The organism is Blautia sp. aa_0143 (assembly GCF_004167315.1).
Classification (GTDB): domain Bacteria; phylum Bacillota; class Clostridia; order Lachnospirales; family Lachnospiraceae; genus Blautia_A; species Blautia_A fusiformis.
Genome location: NZ_RCXU01000029.1, coordinates 1 through 21,771 on the forward strand (window position 1 = coordinate 1; position 21,771 = coordinate 21,771).

At 45.4% G+C, this 21,771-nt stretch carries 19 protein-coding genes; 17 read left to right on the forward strand and 2 right to left on the reverse strand.

What is annotated here, in order from left to right:
• Window positions 1–77 precede the first annotated feature (77 nt).
• The 3 genes from EAI83_RS13760 to xylB all read left to right on the forward strand — a co-directional run bounded on the left by EAI83_RS13760 (window position 78) and on the right by xylB (window position 3,781).
• A complete protein-coding gene (locus tag EAI83_RS13760; RefSeq protein WP_129975770.1) occupies window positions 78–554 on the forward strand; it encodes a DUF4867 family protein in 477 nt (158 codons plus the stop codon).
• Window positions 555–637: 83 nt separating this feature from the next.
• Complete coding sequence (locus tag EAI83_RS13765; protein ID WP_015527462.1) at window positions 638–2,122, forward strand: L-fucose/L-arabinose isomerase family protein; 1,485 nt, start codon at window positions 638–640, stop codon at window positions 2,120–2,122.
• 198 nt (window positions 2,123–2,320) lie between these two features.
• Window positions 2,321–3,781, forward strand: a complete 1,461-nt coding sequence (gene xylB, locus EAI83_RS13770) for a xylulokinase (protein WP_059086154.1) — start codon at window positions 2,321–2,323, stop codon at window positions 3,779–3,781.
• 74 nt (window positions 3,782–3,855) lie between these two features.
• Here the strand turns inward: xylB and EAI83_RS13775 are convergent, their stop codons facing one another.
• Window positions 3,856–4,746 (reverse strand): AraC family transcriptional regulator, encoded by an 891-nt coding sequence (locus EAI83_RS13775; RefSeq protein WP_129975772.1) that lies wholly within the window; start codon window positions 4,744–4,746, stop codon window positions 3,856–3,858.
• A 345-nt stretch (window positions 4,747–5,091) separates the two neighbouring features.
• On the opposite strand from EAI83_RS13775, the gene EAI83_RS13780 reads away from it, so the two are divergent.
• From EAI83_RS13780 to glpK, 13 genes are all read left to right on the forward strand, one after another.
• On the forward strand, window positions 5,092–6,327 hold the full coding sequence (locus EAI83_RS13780; protein WP_129975794.1) for a galactokinase: 1,236 nt from the start codon (window positions 5,092–5,094) through the stop codon (window positions 6,325–6,327).
• A 282-nt stretch (window positions 6,328–6,609) separates the two neighbouring features.
• Window positions 6,610–7,074, forward strand: coding sequence for a DUF1700 domain-containing protein (locus tag EAI83_RS13785; protein ID WP_022426942.1), 465 nt, complete (start codon window positions 6,610–6,612; stop codon window positions 7,072–7,074).
• 671 nt (window positions 7,075–7,745) lie between these two features.
• Window positions 7,746–8,612, forward strand: coding sequence for a carbohydrate ABC transporter permease (locus EAI83_RS13790; RefSeq protein ID WP_022426943.1), 867 nt, complete (start codon window positions 7,746–7,748; stop codon window positions 8,610–8,612).
• Entirely contained in the window at window positions 8,612–9,430 is an 819-nt protein-coding gene (locus EAI83_RS13795; protein ID WP_021651865.1) for a carbohydrate ABC transporter permease, read from the forward strand. Before EAI83_RS13790 ends, EAI83_RS13795 begins: the two co-directional genes overlap by 1 nt.
• An 89-nt stretch (window positions 9,431–9,519) precedes the next feature.
• Complete coding sequence (locus EAI83_RS13800; RefSeq protein ID WP_015527452.1) at window positions 9,520–10,842, forward strand: ABC transporter substrate-binding protein; 1,323 nt, start codon at window positions 9,520–9,522, stop codon at window positions 10,840–10,842.
• 288 nt (window positions 10,843–11,130) lie between these two features.
• Entirely contained in the window at window positions 11,131–11,847 is a 717-nt protein-coding gene (locus tag EAI83_RS13805) for an MgtC/SapB family protein (RefSeq protein ID WP_022426944.1), read from the forward strand.
• 465 nt (window positions 11,848–12,312) lie between these two features.
• Window positions 12,313–13,770, forward strand: coding sequence for an NAD(P)/FAD-dependent oxidoreductase (locus EAI83_RS13810; protein ID WP_129975776.1), 1,458 nt, complete (start codon window positions 12,313–12,315; stop codon window positions 13,768–13,770).
• Between the two features lie 7 nt (window positions 13,771–13,777).
• Window positions 13,778–15,064, forward strand: coding sequence for an NAD(P)/FAD-dependent oxidoreductase (locus EAI83_RS13815; protein WP_118752936.1), 1,287 nt, complete (start codon window positions 13,778–13,780; stop codon window positions 15,062–15,064).
• A gap of 5 nt (window positions 15,065–15,069) precedes the next feature.
• Window positions 15,070–15,441, forward strand: a complete 372-nt coding sequence (locus tag EAI83_RS13820; RefSeq protein WP_044961717.1) for a DUF1667 domain-containing protein — start codon at window positions 15,070–15,072, stop codon at window positions 15,439–15,441.
• A 296-nt stretch (window positions 15,442–15,737) separates the two neighbouring features.
• Entirely contained in the window at window positions 15,738–16,469 is a 732-nt protein-coding gene (locus EAI83_RS13825) for a glycerophosphodiester phosphodiesterase (protein ID WP_021976755.1), read from the forward strand.
• Between the two features lie 141 nt (window positions 16,470–16,610).
• Window positions 16,611–17,729 carry an Ldh family oxidoreductase gene (locus EAI83_RS13830; protein ID WP_015527445.1) on the forward strand — a complete coding sequence of 373 codons (1,119 nt, stop codon included), beginning with the start codon at window positions 16,611–16,613 and terminating at the stop codon, window positions 17,727–17,729.
• A 213-nt stretch (window positions 17,730–17,942) separates the two neighbouring features.
• A complete protein-coding gene (locus tag EAI83_RS13835; RefSeq protein ID WP_114002061.1) occupies window positions 17,943–18,518 on the forward strand; it encodes a glycerol-3-phosphate responsive antiterminator in 576 nt (191 codons plus the stop codon).
• 51 nt (window positions 18,519–18,569) lie between these two features.
• Complete coding sequence (gene glpK / locus EAI83_RS13840; protein WP_022426947.1) at window positions 18,570–20,069, forward strand: glycerol kinase GlpK; 1,500 nt, start codon at window positions 18,570–18,572, stop codon at window positions 20,067–20,069.
• A 126-nt stretch (window positions 20,070–20,195) separates the two neighbouring features.
• Here the strand turns inward: glpK and EAI83_RS13845 are convergent, their stop codons facing one another.
• Window positions 20,196–20,603, reverse strand: coding sequence for a DUF6465 family protein (locus EAI83_RS13845; protein WP_015527442.1), 408 nt, complete (start codon window positions 20,601–20,603; stop codon window positions 20,196–20,198).
• A 171-nt stretch (window positions 20,604–20,774) separates the two neighbouring features.
• Here EAI83_RS13845 and holA point away from each other — a divergent pair, with 171 nt between their 5' ends.
• Window positions 20,775–21,770 (forward strand): DNA polymerase III subunit delta, encoded by a 996-nt coding sequence (gene holA / locus EAI83_RS13850; RefSeq protein WP_022426949.1) that lies wholly within the window; start codon window positions 20,775–20,777, stop codon window positions 21,768–21,770.
• Window position 21,771: the final 1 nt, after the last annotated feature.

Below are 21,771 nucleotides of genomic sequence, written 5' to 3' on the forward strand. Positions count from 1 at the left end.
AGAAAACGCATACCGCTAAATCAGAATGGATGTACCGCTAATTTCAGAATAGGCGTACCGTTCGAGCAGAATTTGCACTGGAAGCTCTCGATGTGGAAAAAGAGCTGAAAAACAGAGCGTTTGGTGGATTACCTGTCCAGATCGGATATTGTAATGGTCACAATAAAAAGCTGAATGCCCTGGAATATCATCGGAATTCCGAGATCAATGTAGCAGTGACAGATCTTGTACTGCTTATCGGACATCAGCAGGATATAGAAGAGGATCTTACATACGATACCTCAAAGGTGGAGGCATTTCTGGTACCGGCAGGAACTGGGATCGAGGTTTATGCCACAACGCTCCACTATGCACCGTGTCATGTGAATGAGAGTGGATTTCAGTGTGTAGTTGTTCTTCCGAGAGGAACCAACACAGAGATTGATTTTCCGATGTCAGGGGACGGAGAGGACGGTCTGATGACAGCCAGAAATAAATGGCTTATCGCTCATGAGGATGCGAAGATCGAAGGCGCATTCAACGGATTGAAGGGTGAAAATATCACACTTGACTGATTTTGGGTGAAGTGAATAGTTACAAACGAACAATAATATCACCGGTGGAAAATCTGCCGGATATAAAAAGGAGAATGAAGATTATGAACAACATGCCAGAAGTTAAGATCGGAATCGTTGCAGTCAGCAGAGATTGTTTTCCGGAAAGCCTTTCCGTAAACAGGAGAAAAGCTCTTGTAGACGCTTACACAAAGAAATACGATGCAAAGGATATCTACGAATGTCCGGTCTGTATCGTAGAGAGTGAGATCCATATGGTCCAGGCTCTGGAGGATATCAAAAAAGCAGGCTGTAACGCACTCTGTGTATATCTTGGAAACTTCGGACCGGAGATTTCTGAGACCCTTCTTGCAAAGCATTTCGAGGGACCGAAGATGTTTATCGCAGCAGCTGAGGAAACACAGGATAATCTCTGCCAGGGACGTGGAGATGCTTACTGCGGTATGCTGAATGCAAGCTACAACCTGCAGCTTCGTAATGTAAAAGCCTATATTCCGGAGTATCCGGTAGGTGATGCAGAGGACTGCGCGGATATGATCCATGAATTCCTTCCTATCGCAAGAGCGATCGAGGGATTGAGCAACCTGAAGATCATCAGCTTCGGACCGCGTCCTACAAACTTCCTTGCCTGCAATGCACCGATCAAACAGCTTTACAACCTTGGCGTTGAGATCGAGGAGAACTCAGAGCTGGATCTTTTCGAGGCATTCAACAAGCATGAAGGTGATGAAAGGATCCCGGCGATCGTAAAAGAGATGGAAGAAGAGCTTGGTGCGGGAAACAAGAAACCTGAGATCCTTCCGAAGCTTGCACAGTACGAGCTGACTCTGAAGGACTGGGTAAGAGATCACAAAGGATATCGTAAATATGTAACACTGACAGGAAAATGCTGGCCTGCATTCCAGACACAGTTTGGATTTGTTCCATGTTATGTAAACAGTCGTCTGACAGCACAGGGCATTCCAGTATCCTGTGAGGTTGATATCTATGGTACATTAAGTGAATTTATCGGACAGGTAGTAAGTGATGATATCGTTACACTTCTTGATATCAATAACTCCGTTCCGAAGGATATGTACAAAGAATCTATCGAAGGAAAATTCAACTATACGCTTCAGGATACCTTTATGGGATTCCATTGTGGAAACACAGCATCCAGCAAGCTGTCCTTCTGTGAGATGAAATATCAGATGATCATGGCAAGATCCCTTCCAATCGAGGTTACAAACGGAACTCTTGAGGGAGATATCAAGCCTGGAGATATCACCTTCTATCGTCTGCAGAGTACAGCGGACAACAAGCTTCGTGCATATATCGCACACGGCGAGGTTCTTCCGGTTGCAACACGTTCCTTCGGTGCTATCGGTGTATTTGCAATTCCGGAGATGGGACGTTTCTACCGTCACGTGCTGATCGAGGGAGGATTCCCGCATCACGGTGCTGTAGCATTCGGACATCACGGAAAAGCTCTCTTCGAGGTGTTCAAATACATTGGTGTACCGGTTGAAGAGATCGGTTACAATCAGCCGGCAGGCGTGAGATATCCGACAGAGAATCCTTGGAGATAATTAAAACAGGCAGGTAAGATCATCCGTACGTGCTGCCTGATACAAGCAAGTCCCCACTCGCTGCTTATTGCTTTTCGTAACCCCGCAGGGGACTTTCTTGATTTGGTTAAATACGATTCAGAAACCGCGGGCTCTCAGGCGTGCAGGCGCTGCGAACTGAGAGCTGCGGTTTCTGTATTTACAGGAGGAAAAATTACTATGTATTATATTGGCGTTGATCTTGGAACTTCCGCTGTAAAGCTTCTTCTTATGGAAGGATCCGGAAAGATCTGCAACATCGTATCAAAAGAATATCCGTTGTTCTTCCCCCATCCGGGCTGGTCTGAGCAGAATCCGGAGGACTGGTTCGCCCAGAGCATGGAAGGGATCAAAGAGCTCACAGAAGGAATTGACCGCAAAGAAGTAGCAGGAATCGGTTTTGGCGGCCAGATGCACGGTCTTGTAACTCTGGATAAAGATGACAATGTGATCCGTCCGGCGATTCTCTGGAATGACGGCCGTACCGGTGAGGAGACGGAATATCTTAATACGGTTATCGGAAAGGAAAAACTTTCTCAGTATACCGCAAACATTGCATTTGCAGGCTTCACTGCACCAAAGATCCTCTGGATGCAGAAGCATGAGCCTGAGAATTTTAAAAAAGTGGTAAAGATCATGCTTCCGAAGGATTATCTTGCCTATCGTTTGAGCGGATCCTTCTGCACAGATGTATCCGATGCTTCCGGTATGCTTCTTCTGGATGTGAAGAACCGCTGCTGGTCAAAGGAAATGCTTGAGATTTGCCATATCACAGAGGAACAGCTTCCGAAGCTGTACGAGAGCTGGCAGGTAGTCGGAAACCTGAAAGCGGAAGTTGCAAAAGAGCTTGGCTTCTCAGAGGATGTGAAGGTTGTAGCAGGTGCAGGCGACAATGCTGCGGCAGCTGTGGGAACAGGAACGGTTGGCGATGGCCAGTGCAATATTTCCCTTGGAACATCCGGTACGATCTTTATTTCCAGCAAAGATTTCGGAGTAGATGAAAACAATGCACTGCATTCCTTTGACCATGCAGATGGAAGCTATCATCTGATGGGATGCATGTTAAGCGCTGCTTCCTGCAACAAATGGTGGTCAGAGGAGATCCTTAAGACAAAGGATTTTGTGGCAGAGCAGGCACCGATCCAAAAGCTTGGCGAGAATCAGGTATTCTTCCTTCCATATCTGATGGGAGAGAGATCTCCGCATAACAACCCGGATGCAAGAGGTGTATTTTTCGGAATGTCCATGGATACCACGAGAGCAGATATGACACAGGCAGTTCTGGAGGGAGTTGCTTTCGGACTTCGAGATTCCCTTGAGGTTGCAAGAAGCCTTGGGATCCATATTGAGCGCACCAAGATCTGCGGCGGCGGAGCTAAGAGCCCTCTCTGGAAAAAGATCATTGCAAATGTGATGAACTTGAAGGTGGATGTGCCGGAGAATGAGGAAGGTCCGTCCATGGGCGGTGCAATGCTGGCAGCAGTAGGCTGCGGTGAATACCCGGATGTGGAAACGATCTGTAATAAGCTGGTCAGGGTAGTAGATACGGTAGAACCGGAACCGGAGCTGGTTGCAAAATATGAAGAAAAATACCGGAAATTCCGCAAACTGTATCCGGCAATGAAAGAGTTGTTCAGATAACAGCCATTTTCACGGATAAATATTGTTCTGCTTCATAGGTATGGAGCACTGAACGGTTAAAGATCAGGAGCATGTCACAGCTCCTGATTTTTTCTGTACTGTCTTGGTGTACAGCCCTTGATTTTCGTAAAGACCTTTGTGTAATAATTAGAGTCCGAAAAACCGGACAGCAGTCCTGATTCCGTAATAGAACAGGAGGGATTTTCCAGATATTCCAGGCTGCGTTCAATGCGGTATTCCTGGATGTATCCGAAGAGAGTGATATTCATACATTTTTTGAAAAGCCGGCTGCATTCGCTGGGACTTAAGTGGATCAGGTCTGCAACATCATTCAGGAGGATCTTTTCAGAGTAGTGTTCTGCGATATAGGACATGATCTGACGGATGCGGCGGTAGTTTTCTTCATCCTGACCGGATGGAAGAGTTGTCCGGGAGATCGTATTTTCATACAAGCTCTTCCAGAAGTGCTGCAGTCTGGCGATGATCTCAAATTCATACGTGGGTTCCCGGCTACTGTCCAGGTCGATGATGTCACGGATATCTTTTATGGCCTCGGAATGCCATTTACAGGATAGATCAAGCGGTACGGCGGACAGGGAAAAGCTTCGGAGGATCGGTTCTGTATATTTCTGGAAAAGAAGGCTTCCCGAAAATCCGTAGATCAGTTTGGGGTCAAAGGTTATGGGGATATACTGACAGTCCTGATCCTGATACATATATCCGGCATGAAGGGCATTGGCATTGCCAAAGATTGCCTGTCCCTCTTTCAGGTGAAAGGTATTCTGATTGATCTTGTAGAGCATTTCGCCCTTTTCGATATAGGTAAGCTCGATCTCCGGATGCCAGTGCCACAGAAAGGAACCGGTCTCATAGCCGGAAAGCCGCTCGTAGCTTACCAGGAATGGGAAGGAGCTGTCTCCGTGTTTTTTCAGTTCTTTTCCGGCGGGATCTGTGATGATCTGCAAGGTGTTACCTCCTTCCTTCTGTGCGCGGATTCTGAAGTGTATATCTGCTTTTCATAGTGGAATTTATTTTATCAGAAAAGGCAGAAAATGCAAAGGGATATTCCAGGATCACCACAAAATAATACGGTTTTTACACAAAATTGTTATGGACAGAAAAGACGGGACTGTTATAATAAAAGTACATGAAGCGTTACTATTCACTGGTGATATTCTGCGCATTGCGAAGTGTGTTGCTGAGAACGGAGTGAACAGTAACCATGAAGCGTGACAGAGCGGAAGATTTTTTCAGGTTCTTCCGGATCTGGGGTGTAAACTATATAACAGGAGGAAGAAAAAATGGGAACAATTAAAATTCCGGCAGCAGACGTGCTGAAAAAAATCTATGGCGAGACAGAGGAGAGCAGCGCCCGTTATACCAATCTTGCTGTGAATTTCGAGAAGAAATATCATCATGACAAGGCAGAGTTTTTTACTGCTCCGGGCCGTACGGAGATCATTGGCAACCATGTTGATCATAACGGCGGTCAGATCATTGCGGCAAGTATTGATCTGGATACCATCGGTGCTGCTTATCCAAACGGAACCAATGTGATCCATATGATCAGTGAGGGTTACAAACAGGAAGTAGTTGTTGATCTTGACAAGCTCAGCACAGAAACCTATACAAAAGGTACAGATGCTCTTGTTGCAGGTATTATGGAGTATATGCAGAAAAAAGGCTATGCTACCGGTGGATTTGACGCTTATGTTTCCACCAAGGTTATTGCCGCTGCAGGTGTAAGCTCTTCTGCTTCCTTTGAGATGCTTGTATGTGCGATCACCAATTATTTCTTTAATGAGGGTAAGCTGGAGTATGGCGAGTATGCGAGAGCAGGTCAGTATGCTGAGAATGTTTACTGGAAAAAGGCTTCCGGTCTGATGGACCAGATGGCTTGTGCTGCCGGCGGCCCGATCCTTCTGGATTTCTCTGATAAAGAGAATATCAGCTGTGAGAAGATCGCATTTTCCTTTGAGGATATGGGCTGCAGACTTGTGATCGTAAATACCGGTAAGGGCCATGCAGATCTCAGTGAGGAATATTCTTCTATTCCTATGGAGATGCGTGAGGCTGCGAAGGCTATGGGCGTAGAGCTTCTCTGTGAGTCCAGTATGGAGAATCTTCTGGCACATGTGAAGGATATTCCGAATGACCGTGCTGTTCTTCGTGCGATGCATTTTTATGAAGAGAACAGACGTGTTGCAGATGCTGTGAAGGCTGTTGAGAATAAAGACGGTGAGGGATTCCTGCGCCTTCTTGAAGAGTCCGGTAATTCTTCCTGGGAGTGGCTGCAGAACTGTTATTCTCTGCAGAATTGTAAGGAGCAGAAGATCACGTTGAGTCTGGCGCTTACTAAGCTGTTTCTGAATAAGATCGGTGCTGGTATCTGCAGAGTTCATGGTGGTGGTTTTGCAGGCGTTATCATGTGCGTGCTTCCAATCGAGAACGCAGATGCGTATGTGGACTATATGGCTCAGTATGTTGGAAGGGAAAATGTCTATCCGATGAATATCAGGAGTACAGGGGCTGTTCATGTTGAGTGATTTTTGACGGCATAACGAACGTCATGGAGGGCGATTCGTTTCCGAATGCGGCTTTGGCGGCATCCGGAAATGAACCGCCCTTTGCGCTGTGCTATGATTTTTTATTTTTTAATCAAAATTTTATGATTTGTTTCTGATTTAAATTTATGGGTTATGGTATAATGAGAAAAATTTTAAGAGAGTATTAAAAAAGAATTTGCAGAAGTTTTCAAGGTGAGGTTTCTGGAGTTGTTTTGAGTTTTGTTTTTTCATTATATTTCATAAGAAAGGTTTGACATATTTATGAGCAGAAGAGAGTTTCTTGAGGTTTTACGGGGGCAGCTGTCCGGACAGATGACCCAGGGGAGAGCTGCGGCTCATGTGCGGTATTATGAGGATTACATTCAGTCTCAGGTCCGGAACGGTCGAAGTGAATCAGATGTTCTGGCAGAACTGGGGGATCCCAGGCTGATCGCCAAGACTTTGATCGATACAGATGACAGTGCAGCTGTTTATGATGAGTCTGGTTATTCTGAAGAGAGCTACGGTGCAGATGATTATGCGGATAATGGGACGGAGAGCAGTGCCGGAAAGGCAAGAAGCTTTAAACTGGATCTGAGCACATGGTATGGGAAGGCAATCGTGATCGCCATTGCAGCGTTAATTGTGATACTTTTAACAACTGTTTTGGTGGCAGTTGCTCCATTTTTGATAATTTTTGGTATAGTTTTGTATTTAATATCCTGGTACAGGAAGAAAAAAGTGTAATTGTTCCACAACAGCTGTGAATTAAAGACAATTTCCGTGTAATGAAATGGATTGCTTGTGAAAAAAGTATTTATAAGATTTGCATAAAAAATATGTGTTTGGTCTTGATTTATAGTGGATTTTACTGTATAATCTGGGTTAACAAGTTGAGATTGTGTCTGTTTTGTATAAAAACAGATGATGCCATTGAGAAGAGAGAACGGCAGAAGATATGCATCTAAGGATGCGTTATTTTCTGCCGATTTTTTTATCTGTTTTTTATGGAAGGTGATCAGAATGGATTGCCTTATTGAGGTGCGGTAAAATGTATAAAATAGATAAAAAAATAATTATTATTAAATGATAATTGTATAAAATAAATAAAGAAATATTGAAAAATAATAAAATAATTGTTGATTATATGCAAGAAATGTGTTATCATTTGGTAAAAAGTTGGTAAAGATAACAAACACGCAAATACAAAGGAGGGTAGTGGGAGGGCATTTTTGACAGCAGAACGTAAATGAGAGTTTTGCTTAATGTATTGGGGTAATTGCTGGAAGATATAACGGAAATGTTTTTCAGCAGAATGTGTAATGAGCAACATGATCAGCACTGTCAGGAGGACAGAGATATCGTGATGATGCAGCTGATCGGTAGTACGTAAATTTATGAAAAGCAGGTGATATACAATGAAAAGTAAAAAATCTTTTTTCAGGACAGTGGAGCCTTATCTCTATCTGGTTCCTGTAATGATCCTTTTTATACTGTTTGTATTCTGGCCGTTCGTTAAGACGATCCAGCTGAGCTTTGCCAGAACCACACCTCTTGGTCAGGTGGCACAGTATGTAGGACTTGACAACTATACGAATATTTTTACAGATGGAACGTTCCTTAACAGTTTGGTGACAACACTGAAATTTTCTGTTATGCGAGTTATCCTTTCTATTGTGCTCGGTTTTATACTGGCGATCATCAGTACAGAGAAGATCAGGGCAAAGGGATTTTTCCGTACTGTATATGCACTTCCGATGGCTATTTCCGCAGCAGCGGCATCTGTAGTGTTCATGTTTATTTTCCACAGCTCTCTGGGTATCCTGAACAGGGCTCTCGGAACTCATATCGGATGGCTGACAGATAAGAAATATGCACTGATCGCAGTTACGATCGTTAGTGTATGGATGGCGATCGGTATGAATTTCATTTACCTTACTGCAGCGATCCAGAGTGTACCGGCTGAGCTTTATGAGAGCGTTGCCCTGGATGGAGCGAATTTCTTCCAGAAGCACCGTCATGTAACGATTCCGTCAATCTCTCCGACACTGTTCTTCCTTCTCATCATCAATGTCATCAACTCCGTACAGGCATACGCAGAGTTCAAGATGATGACCCAGGGCGGACCGGCAGAGAGTACCAACGTTATCGTGTATGAGATTTACCAGGAGGCATTTATCAACAGCCGTTTCGGTGTGGCCTGTTCAGAATCCGTAATTCTGTTTGTTATTTTGATCATCCTGACTGCACTGCAGTTTAGACTGGAAAAGAAGGTGACCTACTGATGAAAGAAAAACCATATGTAAAAGTGGCGATGTATGCGCTGAATATTATTTTTGCAATTATTATTATTGTTCCTGTTATCTACTGTTTCAATGTTAGTATGATGGATCTGAAGGAGATCTACGGCGGAAAGTTCTGGCCGTCCCATCTGACTATCGAGAACTACACAAGAGCATTTCAGCTTGCACCGTTCTTTACCTTCATTAAGAACTCACTGATCGTATCCGGTGTTATCACATTTGCTCAGGTCGTTACAGGTGCTCTTGCAGCATATGCTTTTGCAATGATGGAGTTCAAAGGCAAAAAGGTCCTGTTCTATATTATGCTGGCAACCATGATGATCCCGAGCCAGGCGATCATCATCGCAAACTACCTGACTATTGCTGACTGGGGTATCCGTAATACATACGCAGCGCTGATCCTTCCTAATGCAGCAGCAGCTTTTGCGGTATTCAACATGCGTCAGGCATTCCTGACACTGCCGAAGGAGATCCATGAGGCGGCAGAGATTGACGGATGTACAAATTTCAAGTTCTTATATACCATCGGTGTTCCGCTTATCAAACCATCACTGGGTGCTCTGATCATCTATGTATTCCTTCAGAGCTGGAACTACTATCTGTGGCCACTGCTTGTAACAGACAGTGTAAATATGAGAACGGTTCAGATCGGTCTTGGTATGCTTCAGGGGGCTGAGGCAACAGACTTCCGACCGGTTATGGCTGGCGCTATGGTTATCCTGATTCCGTCGATCCTTGTATTTATCATTGGTCAGAAGCAGATGATCAGTGGTCTGACAGCAGGTGCTGTTAAGGGTTGATCCAATCACATAAGAGCAAGTAGCAAAAATGTTAATTTGTCCGACCTGTATTGGGGCGGGTCGGACCATTATAAAAGGAGGGTTTCTATATGAACAACAAAAAATGGATGGCGATTCTTTTAGGAGGAATCATGGCTGCATCTCTGGCAGCTCCGTGCTCAGTAAGTGCAGCTGAGAAAACAACACTTACATTCTGGCATGCAATGGGCGGCACAAACGGTGAGGTGCTTCAGCAGATCGTGGATGATTTCAACGCATCCCAGGATGAGATTGAGATTAAAGCTGAGTATCAGGGAACCTATGATGATACCATCACAAAACTGAAAGCTGCTATGCAGAGTGACTCCGGTCTTCCGGATGTCTGCCAGATGTATGACGTAGGAACAAAGTTCATGTATGACAGTGGTGCTGTCATTCCTGTAGAAGACAAATTTGAGAGCACAGGCTATGATAAGAGCTCTGTTATGGAGGTTATCAGCAGCTACTATACCGTAGACGGCAAGCAGTATGCAATGCCATTTAACGTATCCACACCTATGCTGTATTACAACAAAGACGTATTTGAGGCAGCAGGACTTGATCCTGAAACTCCGCCAACAACTTATGATGAGGTTCTTGAGGATGCCAAGAAGATCGTAGAGAGCGGAGCAGCTCCGGTTGGTTATTCACAGGCTATTTACGGATGGTTCTTTGAGCAGCAGCTTGCAGGACTTGGTGTAACATACGGAAACAATGACAATGGACGTAAAGAGGCAGTTACAGCTGTTGATTTTGATTCCAACGGCGGCGGCCTGAAAGTATTTGATATGTGGAAAAAGCTGTATGATTCCGGATATTTCGAAGATTACGGAACAACAACAGCAGATACTCAGACAGCATTCTTCTCCGGACAGGTTGGTATGATCATCGAGTCTACTGCTATCCTGAAAAATGCAGTTGATTCTTCTCCGTTCGAAGTTGGTACAGGATATCTTCCGAGAATCGAGCAGAATGATGAAGGCGGTGTTATCATCGGTGGTGGATCCCTGTGGCTTACAGATACAGGCAACGAAGCTAACGAAGATGCAGCATGGAAATTCATCGAGTACATCACAACTCCTGATGTACAGGCTAAATGGTCCATGGGTACAGGATACTTTGCGATCAACGAGAAAGCTTATGAGACAGAGGATATGAAGGCTTACCTCAAAGAAAACCCGAACTTCGAGACAGCTATCAACCAGCTGAAGGATTCTCCTGTAAACTGCAATACAGCAGGTGTTCTCTCAGGTGTACAGACAGAAGCCCGTCTTACATTCAACGAGATCATGCCGCAGGTATATGATGGCAAGCTTACAACTCAGGACGCTGTTGATCAGCTTGCAGCTTCTGTAAACAAAGCGATCGAGAACTATAACGAGTCTATTAAATAATCAGAATGCCCTCTGATCAGTAGATAGAGCAACAGATAGGGATACCGCCGCTGGGCGCCGGTATCCCTGCTGTTTTACATGCTGTGAGACTACAGATCATGTATATCCGGGGTATAGGATCATATGAAAAACTGCGTAGTGAGACGGACGGAGTGAGTCCGGCTGACTAGACAGCTTTCGAATGGAGTGAGTGTGGCCTGCGGCGTTCGTGCAAGGCAAAATGAAGTGATGCGCTATTGGCGTTATCACCGGCAGAAAATAATGTTACAACAGGAAAGGAGCAAATTTATGGGCGGAATTCTCGGAGCATGTAATGCAATATCGGATTATTTGCACACTTTAAATATGGGATCGACGCTGTTTCGGCTGATTCTTGCAATGTTTCTTGGATGTCTGATCGGTATTGATCGTGGAATGAAGAAGCGTGTGGCAGGTGTAAAAACACATATGATCGTCTGTATGGGGGCAACTTTGGTTATGATGACGGGCGATTTTATCCATGTATATTCTAATGGGGCAGGAATCGGAGATACTGCACGACTTGGCGCACAGGTTGTCAGCGGGATTGGTTTTCTTGGAGTGGGAACTATCATTGTGACCGGACAGAGACATGTATCCGGTCTTACGACAGCAGCCAGTCTTTGGACTTCTGCGTGTATCGGACTTGCTGTGGGAATCGGCTTTTACAGCGGTGCGATCTTTACCACGCTGGGGCTTATTCTGGTGTTCAAATATGCGAAATATATAGAGGTTTATGTGGAAGAGCATTCCAATACCTATGACGTATATATGGAGTTTGAAAATGAAGACAAGATGAGTATGGTCATAAAGAAGCTCCGGGAAGAGGACATCATGATCTCCAACGTAGTTATCATCAAAAAGAGATCCAAAACACAGAGTGTGGTGATCCAGGCAACAATGGAGGCTGCCAAATGGAAAGCACGCCATACTGTATTTCGTGAGGTAAGACAGCAGGAAGGAGTTATTTCTGTGGAGGAAATATGATCGGGAATCGGGAATACAATGAAACTTATCATGTTTTTGAGAAAGTTAAGAGCATGTTAAAGAAAAAACGATGTATTTTACGAAAAATGCACTTGAAATATGAAGAATAGTCTGATACAATGAATACAAAGTGAAGAAGGAATCTGATTCAGCTTGCTGAATACAGAGAATGCCATTGAGAACAGAGACCGGCATGAAGACACATGGATAAGTGTGTTTTTATGCCGGCTATTTTTATGCGCAAATGTTAATGTTTCAAAAGGATTACAAGGGTTACAAAGGGTTACGGCATAAAAATAATGGCATATTCACTTGAAAGATTGCTGTTCGTAAGCAGTACTCCTCGCAGAATATATACCTGCGGACGGCAATGCTTGTGTTGCAACGGATATTCTGCTGTTTCCGGCGCAGAGAAAGCCGGGGACAGTTCAGAAGATCCGCAAACAGGAAAGGAGAAACAGATCTATGTATGATGTGATCATTATCGGAGCAGGAGTTTCCGGAGCGGCAGCGGCGAGAGAGCTTTCAAGATATCGGCTGAAAATCTGCGTTCTGGAGCGAGAAGAGGATGTATGCTGTGGAACTTCCAAGGCAAACAGCGGAATCGCTCATTCCGGTTATGATGCAGAACCGGGAAGCCTTATGGCGGAACTGAATGTGAAGGGCAGCAATATGATGGGACAGCTTTCGAAGGAACTGGATTTTCCTTTTAAACAGACTGGTTCACTGACTGTCTGTACGACTGAGAATGGAATCGCCATGCTGCATAAGCTGCGTGAAAGAGGACTGAAAAACGGAGTAGAGGGACTGAGGATCCTTGACAGAGAAGAGGCACTTGCCATGGAGCCGAATCTGTCTGATCAGGTGCTGGCAGCGCTGTATGCACCGACAGCCGGAATTGTCTGTCCCTTTGAGCTGAACATTGCAATGGCAGAGAATGCATATAACAATGGTGTGGAATTTAAATTTGACACAGAAGTAAAGAACATCCGAAAACAGGAAAAAGGTTTTGTTGTGGAAACCTCAAAGGGTGATCTTGAGACAGGCTGTATCGTCAATGCTGCCGGTGTCTATGCGGATGTTTTTCATAATATGGTAAGTGAGAAAAAACTGCATATCACTCCTCGTAAGGGTGAGTATATGCTTCTTGATAAAAGTGCAGGAACACATGTGAATCATACGATCTTTGCACTTCCAAATAAGAACGGAAAAGGAGTTCTGGTAACACAGACTGTTCACGGTAATCTTCTGATCGGGCCTACAGCTACGGATCTGGAGGATCGGGAGGAAACAGCGACTACATCAGAGGGGATGGAGGAAGTAAGTGCCAAATCCCGGAAAACAGTAAAGGATATTCCACTGCGGAAGGTGATCACAAGCTTTGCAGGGCTTCGAGCTATCGAGGACGGTATGGATTTTGTGATCGAAGAGGTGGAGGATGCTCCCGGATTTATCGATTGTGCAGGAATCGCATCCCCGGGACTTACCAGCTCACCGGCCATTGGCTGTATGGTTGCTGACATCGTAAAAGAAAAATTACATCCGGAAGTAAATCCGGATTTTGATCCGGTGAGAAAAGGGATCCTGGATCCGTCAGAGCTTTCTCTGGAAGAAAGAAATGAGCTGATCGAAAGATCACCGGAATATGGAAATATCATCTGCAGATGTGAGATGATCTCTGAGGGAGAGATCCTGGATGCGATCCGAAGACCTCTTGGAGCGAAATCCCTGGACGGATTAAAACGTCGTACAAGAGCAGGAATGGGAAGATGTCAGTCAGGCTTCTGCTCTCCCAGAACAATGGAAATCCTCAGCCGAGAGCTTGGCATTTCCATGGAGGAGATCACAAAAACAGGCGGAGCTTCCAGACTGATCGAAGGAATCAACAAGAAAATTGCAGAGGAGGGCGAGAACCATGAATGATAAGATTATGGTGAAGAGAGATATCGTGATCATAGGCGGAGGCCCTGCAGGACTGGCAGCAGCCCTGGCTGCAAAGAAAGAGGGAGCAGAGAGTATCCTGATCCTGGAACGTGATAAGGAACTGGGCGGGATCCTGAATCAGTGTATCCATAATGGATTTGGCCTTCATACATTTCAGGAGGAGCTGACAGGACCGGAATATGCGGCACGTTTTATCCGGATGGTAAAAGAGCAGCAGATCGAGTACCGGCTGAACACCATGGTCATGGATATCAGCCAGGATAAGGTGATCACTGCCATGAGCCGCCAGGAGGGAATGTATCAGATCCGGGCAAAAGCTGTGATCCTTGCCATGGGCTGCAGAGAGAGACCGCGAGGTGCACTGAACATTCCGGGATATCGACCGGCAGGCATTTATTCAGCAGGAACAGCACAGCGCCTTGTAAATATGGAAGGATTTATGCCGGGAAAAAAAGTAGTGATCCTGGGATCCGGTGATATCGGACTGATCATGGCCAGACGTATGACGCTGGAAGGTGCAGAGGTTAAGGCAGTGGCAGAACTGATGCCATATTCCGGAGGCCTGAAGCGAAATATCGTGCAGTGCCTGGATGACTTTGGTATCCCGTTGAAGCTTAGCCATACAGTGGTTGACATAAAAGGAAAAGAGCGCGTGGAAGGAATCACTCTTGCAGAGGTAGATGAAAACAGACGCCCGATTCCCGGTACAGAGGAATTTTTTGAATGCGATACGCTTCTTCTTTCTGTTGGTCTGATCCCGGAGAATGAGCTTTCCGGACAGGCAGGTGTGAAGCTGAGCAATGTGACTTCCGGACCGGTGGTAAACGAAAGTCTGGAGACAAATGTAGAAGGTATTTTTGCCTGCGGAAATGTTCTTCATGTTCATGATCTGGTGGATTTTGTTTCGGAGGAAGCCGGCAATGCAGGAAGAAATGCGGCTCTCTATATAAACAACAATGGAGAGGACAAAATACCGGAAGAGATAAAGATCACGCTTTCGCCCCAAAACGGAGTCCGCTATACAGTGCCGTCTGAGATCCGTATCGGTCACATGGCGGAGGAGCAGCTGGTCCGTTTCCGTGTGGGAAATGTATATAAAAATTGTTACATCCGTGCATATCTGGATGGAGAACGGATCTTTTCCAGAAAAAAACAGGTGGCAGCACCCGGAGAGATGGAACAGATCAAATTGAAAAAAGAGCAGCTTCTTTCCATTCTGGAAGGAAAACAGAAACAGGATAAACATGAACTTGTGATCCAGGTGGAGGAGTGATGAAAATGGAAAAAAGAAATCTTACTTGTATCGGATGTCCTATGGGATGCGCCCTTCTGGTGGAAATGGATGGAAAAGAGATCATTTCCGTCACAGGAAATACCTGTAAAAAAGGTGCGGAATATGCAGTGAAGGAAGTGACAGATCCGACCAGGATCGTGACAACGACCGTGCGTGTGAAGAATGGAAGCATGCCGGTGGTGTCAGTAAAGACAGCACAGGATATTCCGAAAGGAAAGATTTTTGACTGTGTGGAAACGCTGCGGGATGTATGTGTGGAAGCGCCGGTTCAGATCGGGGACGTGATCCTGGAGAATGTAGCAGGCACAGGCGTGGATATCGTGGCTACAGGAAATGTGAAGCAGATCATACAGTGATCTGCAAAGGATATATGGCAATCTGTATGCTTATAATATGTCAGCCCTCCGGCAGACAAAGCGAATAAAATAAACCTGAAAAGGCTTTTTTATCGCTTTGTTTGCCATGAAATAAAATGTACAAAATGCACAAAAGATATTAGCACTTAAAAGAATAATTAATTAAAAAATAACAAAAAAATGCACAAAAGTCGATAAAAAATGTTGAAAATAAATAAAAGCTATGATATAATCAGAAATATGAATTGGCAAAAATGCTCACAACGATGTAATGCATTGAATGGAGGATGATTAGAATGAAAGTATTTGGACATCGTGGTTTCAGCGGAGAATATCCGGAGAATACAATGCTGGCGTTTCAGAAGGCAGTGGAGGCTGGTTGCGAGGGGATCGAGCTTGATGTGCAGCTGACCAAGGATCTGGTTCCGGTGATCATGCACGATGAGAAGGTTGATCGTACCACAGATGGAAACGGGTATATCTATGATCTTACATATGCTGAGCTGTGTAAACTGGATTGCAGTTATCCGGATAAGTTTGCCGGAAAATTCGGCAGGCTTCAGATTCCGACTCTGAGAGAGTATTTGGAGTGGATGGCAGAGGAGGAAGATCTGATTACAAACATCGAGCTGAAGAACAGTGTTTATTATTATGGTGGTATGGAAGAGAAGGTCATTGATATGATCTGCGAATATGGTCTGGAGGATCGGATCATCCTTTCCTCTTTCAATAACGCATCCATTGTATTGTGCAGACAGAGTGATGAGACTATTGCAGGGGGCTTTCTGGTAGAGAAATACGTGGATAATGCAGGGGTTTATGCAAGAACCTGTGATGTGCAGTATTATCATCCGAATCTGGAATACCTGAAGGAAGAACATGTACGCAGCTGTTCCCAGAACGGGATCGGGGTGAATGTCTGGACTGTAAACGAGGAAGAGGATATGAGAAGGATGAAGAAATGGGGAGTAAACTCCATCATCACCAATTATCCGGACAGAGGAAGAGCAGTGGCAGACGAGGATTGAAACTGCGATGTAAAGGCGCTTTCTGTAAGGTACATACAGGAGGCAGGCTAAATTTGAAATCTCCGGCAGGAGGGGGTCCTGCTGCAGATCTATATAAGCAAAATAAAAAAACTATAATAATGTATATGGAGGATTTTTACAATGGAGAAAGAAACAAGACCTTTTATTTCCTGGCAGCTTGCAGATGATTTTATGACTGCAGTATTTGAGAAAATGGGAGTTCCGACGGAGGATGCAAGACTTTGCGCTGATGTACTTCTGGAAAGTGACAGACGTGGAATCGAGAGCCATGGCTGCAACCGCTTTAAACCGATCTATATCGACCGTATCAAATCCGGAATCTTAAATCCTGTAACAAAGATCGATATTCTTAAAGAGACACCGACAACTGCAGTTCTTGATGCTAACGATGGTATGGGAATGGTAGCCAGCAAGAAGGCTATGGACATGTGTATTGAAAAAGCACATAAATACGGCATGGGTATGGTTGCAGTCCGTAACTCTTCCCATTATGGAATCGCAGGATATTGGACAGGTCTCGCAGCAAAAGAGAATATGATCGGTATCAGCGGTACCAACGCAAGACCATCCGTTGCACCGACATTTGGTGTTGAGAATATGCTTGGAACCAACCCACTGACATTTAGTATGCCTACAGATGAGCCGTTCCCGTTTACACTGGACTGTGCAACATCTGTTATCCAGAATGGCAAGATCGAATACTACGCACGTATCAACCATGATACTCCTAAGGGTCTTGTTATTTCCAGAGAAGGAGAGGAGCTTACAGATAGTGCAGAGATCCTTAAGAAGATCAGAAGCCAGCAGGCAGCACTTGCTCCTCTCGGTGGATTTGGTGAGACAACCGGAGGATATAAGGGATACGGATACTCTACTGTTGTTGAGATCCTTTCCGCTGCTCTTCAGTCCGGTCTCTTCCTGAAAGCTCTGGATGGTAAGGATGAGGAAGGAAAGATCCGTCCATATCATCTTGGACATTTCTTTATTGCTATCGACACAGAGGCATTTATGGGTGCAGAGGCATTCAAGAAAACATGCGGTGATATCCTGAGAGACCTGAGAGGCTCCGAGAAGGCTCCTGGACAGGAGCGTATCTACACAGCAGGCGAGAAGGAATATGATGTATGGATGTATCGTAAGGATAAGGGAGTTCCGGTGACAGAGGCAGTTCAGAAAGAGTTTATCGGACTTCGCGATGAATTCGGACTTACACAGTTTAAATTCCCGTTTGAGAAATAATGTATCTGTAGAAGGGAAGTCCATAGGGGCTTCCCTTCTTTTGCCAGAGAACAAGATTGTCTGAGAATTGTAATACAGCCGGAAATAAAACAGATATATTTGGCAAATGCGTCTGGTCTTTGAAGCAATAAACTGATACAATAAGAATAATATCTTCAAATAATGCGCGGAGATAAAATGATATTGTGTGAACATTGCGGAGGAAGAGAGAAGATGAACAAAGAATTTCTGGACGCGATCGAGGCGAACCCGATCATAGCGGCTGTAAAGGATGAGCAGGGGCTTCAGAACTGTTTGGGCAGGGAGGAGCTTACCGTGATCTTTATCCTGTATGGAGATATCCGTTCTATTGGGGGAATTGTGGAGCGGATCCACCAGGCGGGGAAGATCGCGATGGCACATATAGACCTGATCACAGGTTTAAGCTCAAAAGAGGTTTCTGTGGATTATATTTGTAAAAATATCCATGCAGATGGGATCATTTCAACAAAAGCATCCATGATCAACAGGGCGAAGAAGCTTGGAATGTATACAGTTCTGCGGTTTTTCCTTATTGATTCCATGGCGATCAAGAATATTGAGAATCTGGGAAATCAGCATGAGCAGCTGCCGGATGTGGTAGAGGTTCTGCCGGGGCTGATGCCGAAGATTCTTAAACAGATATGTAAAACAAGCAAGGTGCCTGTGATCGCAGGCGGTTTGATCTCCGATAAGGAGGATGTGATGGGAGCCCTGGGTGCGGGGGCAGCAGCGGTTTCCACTACAAATCAGAAGGTATGGAAATTATGAGGCTGCAGAGGCATTGAGCCGCAGCCAAGAAATGTATTGGAGGATTTTTATATGGCAAAATATGTTATGGCGCTGGATTCCGGAACGACCAGTAATCGCTGTATTCTTTTTGATGAAAGCGGAAGGATCCGCAGTGTGGCGCAGAAGGAGTTTATCCAGCATTTTCCGAAACCGGGATGGGTAGAGCATGATGCAGGTGAGATCTGGTCCACACAGCTTTCTGTTGCCAGAGAGGCTATGAACCAGATTGAGGCAACGGCAGAGGATATTGCAGCGATCGGTATCACCAATCAGAGAGAGACCACTATTGTCTGGGATAAGAATACGGGACAGCCGGTTTATCATGCCATCGTATGGCAGTGCAGAAGAACTTCAGAATACTGCGACAGTCTGAAAGCAAAGGGACTGGAAGAAAAATTCCGTCAGAAAACAGGACTTGTTATTGATGCGTATTTTTCTGCCACCAAGGTAAAATGGATCCTGGATAATGTGGAGGGTGCCCGCGAAAGAGCAGAGAAGGGAGAGCTTCTGTTTGGTACCGTGGAGACCTGGCTGATCTGGAAGCTGACCAAGGGAGCTGTTCATGTAACAGATTATTCCAATGCATCCAGAACGATGATGTTCAATATCAATACACTGGAGTGGGATGATGAGATCCTGGAGGAGCTTGATATTCCGAAATGCATGCTCCCGCAGGTAAAAGAGTCCAGTGAGATTTATGGTGAGACAGATCCATCCTTTTTCGGTGGAAGGATCCCGGTAGCCGGTGCTGCCGGGGACCAGCAGGCGGCGCTGTTCGGACAGGCCTGCTTTGAGAAAGGTGAAACCAAGAATACATACGGAACCGGTGGCTTTCTTCTGATGAATGCAGGAGATAAACCGGTATTTTCCAATAACGGGCTGGTTACAACCATCGGATGGGGACTTAACGGAGAGATCACTTATGTTCTGGAGGGATCCGTATTTGTGGCTGGTGCTGCGATCCAGTGGCTTCGTGATGAGCTTCATCTGGTGGATTCCGCATCGGATACCGAGTATTTTGCGGGAAAGGTACCGGATGCAAACGGCTGCTACGTCGTGCCTGCGTTTACGGGACTTGGAGCTCCCTACTGGGATCAGTATGCCCGCGGCACGATCGTGGGGCTGACCCGTGGTGTAAATAAGTATCATATTGTGCGTGCGACTTTGGAATCACTTGCATATCAGGTCAATGATGTGCTGGAGGTTATGAAGGAAGATGCAGGAAGTGACCTTGCAGTTCTTCGTGTAGACGGCGGAGCAAGTGCAAACAACCTTCTCCTGCAGATTCAGGCCAATATCAGTAATGTGGCTGTAGAACGTCCGGAATGTATTGAGACAACTGCTCTTGGTGCCGCATATCTGGCAGGTCTTGCTGTGGGATTCTGGGAAAGCAAGGAGGCAGTACTGGAAAGTCGTGATGTGGAACGTATTTTCCGCACGGAGATCGATGACGAGAAGCGAAATGCCATGGTAAAAGGCTGGAGAGCTGCAGTAGGCTGCTCCAGAGACTGGATCAAAAAGATCCAGTAAAAGATAAAAAAGAAAAGTCATGCAGCGGGACCGGATGAAAATGTCCTGTGCATGGCTTTTTTGCGTTTCCGGAATGTCACAGACAGACCGGCATAGTAAGTGATCGTGGAACAGATCCGCCGGAGCTTACAGAGTGGTCAGATCGATCCTGTAATCGTCGGAACCCTCTCCGTCAGCAGTGTAGTAAGCTGCTCTTTCTTCTGCATTTACATAGATGTGGAGCTCTTTGCCTTTCAGGCCCTTTGCTTCTGCATCTTTCTTAACAGCTGCCTCAAGGTCGGCAACTGTGATGGATGTCTCAAAAATTTCAAGTGTGATGCCGCTGATCTTATGATTTTTTACAGTGTTCTTAACTTCTTCTACTACTTCTGGTGCCTTGGCTGCTACAGTCTCTGTTGCCTTTTTGACTGCTTTAACGGTTTTTTCAGCTGCAGGTGTTTTTTCAATCTTTTCTACAGTTGATTTCACGGTAGCTTTGGCCTTGGTGGTTGCGCTCTTCAGGTTGCTTGTTCTGCTGTTTCTTCTTTTTTCCATAATGGAACACTCCCTTCCACATATTTCGCTGACAGAACGGATCTGCCGGAATATGTACCTGTTTACAGTAGCATGAATCCGGTGGAAAGTCAAATTTTTGCTTGGGTGTTGCATTTCCGGCAGTTGTCGTATAAACTGGATTACAGAGAAAATCAGACAGGGGTACAGAGATTGAAGAATATTCAGGAAGATATTAAAACAGGAAAATTTAAGCAGGCATATCTCCTTTACGGTGAGGAAGCCTATCTGAAACAACAATATAAAAGAAATCTGGTGAAGGCTCTGAACCCGGACGATGATACCATGAATTTTACCAGATATGAGGGGAAGGGGATCGATGTCCGGGAGCTTTTGAGTCTTTGTGATACCATGCCCTTTTTTGCAGAGCGAAGAGTAGTCCTTCTTGAGGATACGGGATTCTTTAAGAACAAATGCGAGGAACTGGCAGATTATATGAAAGCTCTGCCTGATTATCTGTATCTGGTGTTTTGCGAGTCTGAAGTAGATAAAAGAAGCCGTATGTACAAGGCGGTAAAAGCCTGCGGCAGCATCGGGGAATTTAAACAGCAGGATGAAAAGACTCTTATGCGGTGGGCAGCAGGGATCCTTGGAAAAAATGGCCGCAGGATCACCCAGAGAGATGTGGAGCTTCTGCTGACCATGACGGGAACAGATATGGGAAATATAAGGATGGAGCTGGAAAAGCTGATCTCCTATACGGTCGGAAGAGATGTTGTGACGGCTGCAGACATCCAGGCTGTCTGTACCACGCAGACAACCAATAAGATCTTTGATATGGTGCGTGCGGTGACGGAGAAGAACCAGAAGCGGGCCCTGGATCTGTACTATGACCTTCTGACTCTTCGGGAACCGCCGATGCGGATATTGTTTCTTTTGGCGAAACAGTTTCGTCAGATCTGCCTGACCAAGAAAATGTCACAGGAGGGTCTTTCTCAAACCGAGATCGCTTCCAAACTGGGAGTACCCTCTTTTGTTGTGCGGAACCTGGCATCCTGTGCCAGATCCTACACTGTGGAAGAGCTGGAGAATGCTGTGCGGGATTTTGTGGATGCGGAAGAGGCGGTAAAGACAGGTACACTTGGAGATGTGCTCAGCGTGGAGCTTCTGATCGTGAAGTACAGCTCGGCGAGAGCAGTGAGAGCCTGAG

Coding starts and splice junctions, on each gene's coding strand:
- EAI83_RS13800 (WP_015527452.1), top strand. CDS start 9,520: ATGAACAACAAAAAATGGATGGCGATTCTTTTAGGAGGAATCATGGCT.
- EAI83_RS13820 (WP_044961717.1), top strand. CDS start 15,070: ATGGAAAAAAGAAATCTTACTTGTATCGGATGTCCTATGGGATGCGCC.
- EAI83_RS13830 (WP_015527445.1), top strand. CDS start 16,611: ATGGAGAAAGAAACAAGACCTTTTATTTCCTGGCAGCTTGCAGATGAT.
- EAI83_RS13835 (WP_114002061.1), top strand. CDS start 17,943: ATGAACAAAGAATTTCTGGACGCGATCGAGGCGAACCCGATCATAGCG.
- EAI83_RS13790 (WP_022426943.1), top strand. CDS start 7,746: ATGAAAAGTAAAAAATCTTTTTTCAGGACAGTGGAGCCTTATCTCTAT.
- EAI83_RS13785 (WP_022426942.1), top strand. CDS start 6,610: ATGAGCAGAAGAGAGTTTCTTGAGGTTTTACGGGGGCAGCTGTCCGGA.
- EAI83_RS13825 (WP_021976755.1), top strand. CDS start 15,738: ATGAAAGTATTTGGACATCGTGGTTTCAGCGGAGAATATCCGGAGAAT.
- EAI83_RS13795 (WP_021651865.1), top strand. CDS start 8,612: ATGAAAGAAAAACCATATGTAAAAGTGGCGATGTATGCGCTGAATATT.
- EAI83_RS13765 (WP_015527462.1), top strand. CDS start 638: ATGAACAACATGCCAGAAGTTAAGATCGGAATCGTTGCAGTCAGCAGA.
- EAI83_RS13805 (WP_022426944.1), top strand. CDS start 11,131: ATGGGCGGAATTCTCGGAGCATGTAATGCAATATCGGATTATTTGCAC.
- glpK (WP_022426947.1), top strand. CDS start 18,570: ATGGCAAAATATGTTATGGCGCTGGATTCCGGAACGACCAGTAATCGC.
- EAI83_RS13810 (WP_129975776.1), top strand. CDS start 12,313: ATGTATGATGTGATCATTATCGGAGCAGGAGTTTCCGGAGCGGCAGCG.
- EAI83_RS13845 (WP_015527442.1), bottom strand. CDS start 20,603: ATGGAAAAAAGAAGAAACAGCAGAACAAGCAACCTGAAGAGCGCAACC.
- EAI83_RS13815 (WP_118752936.1), top strand. CDS start 13,778: ATGGTGAAGAGAGATATCGTGATCATAGGCGGAGGCCCTGCAGGACTG.
- xylB (WP_059086154.1), top strand. CDS start 2,321: ATGTATTATATTGGCGTTGATCTTGGAACTTCCGCTGTAAAGCTTCTT.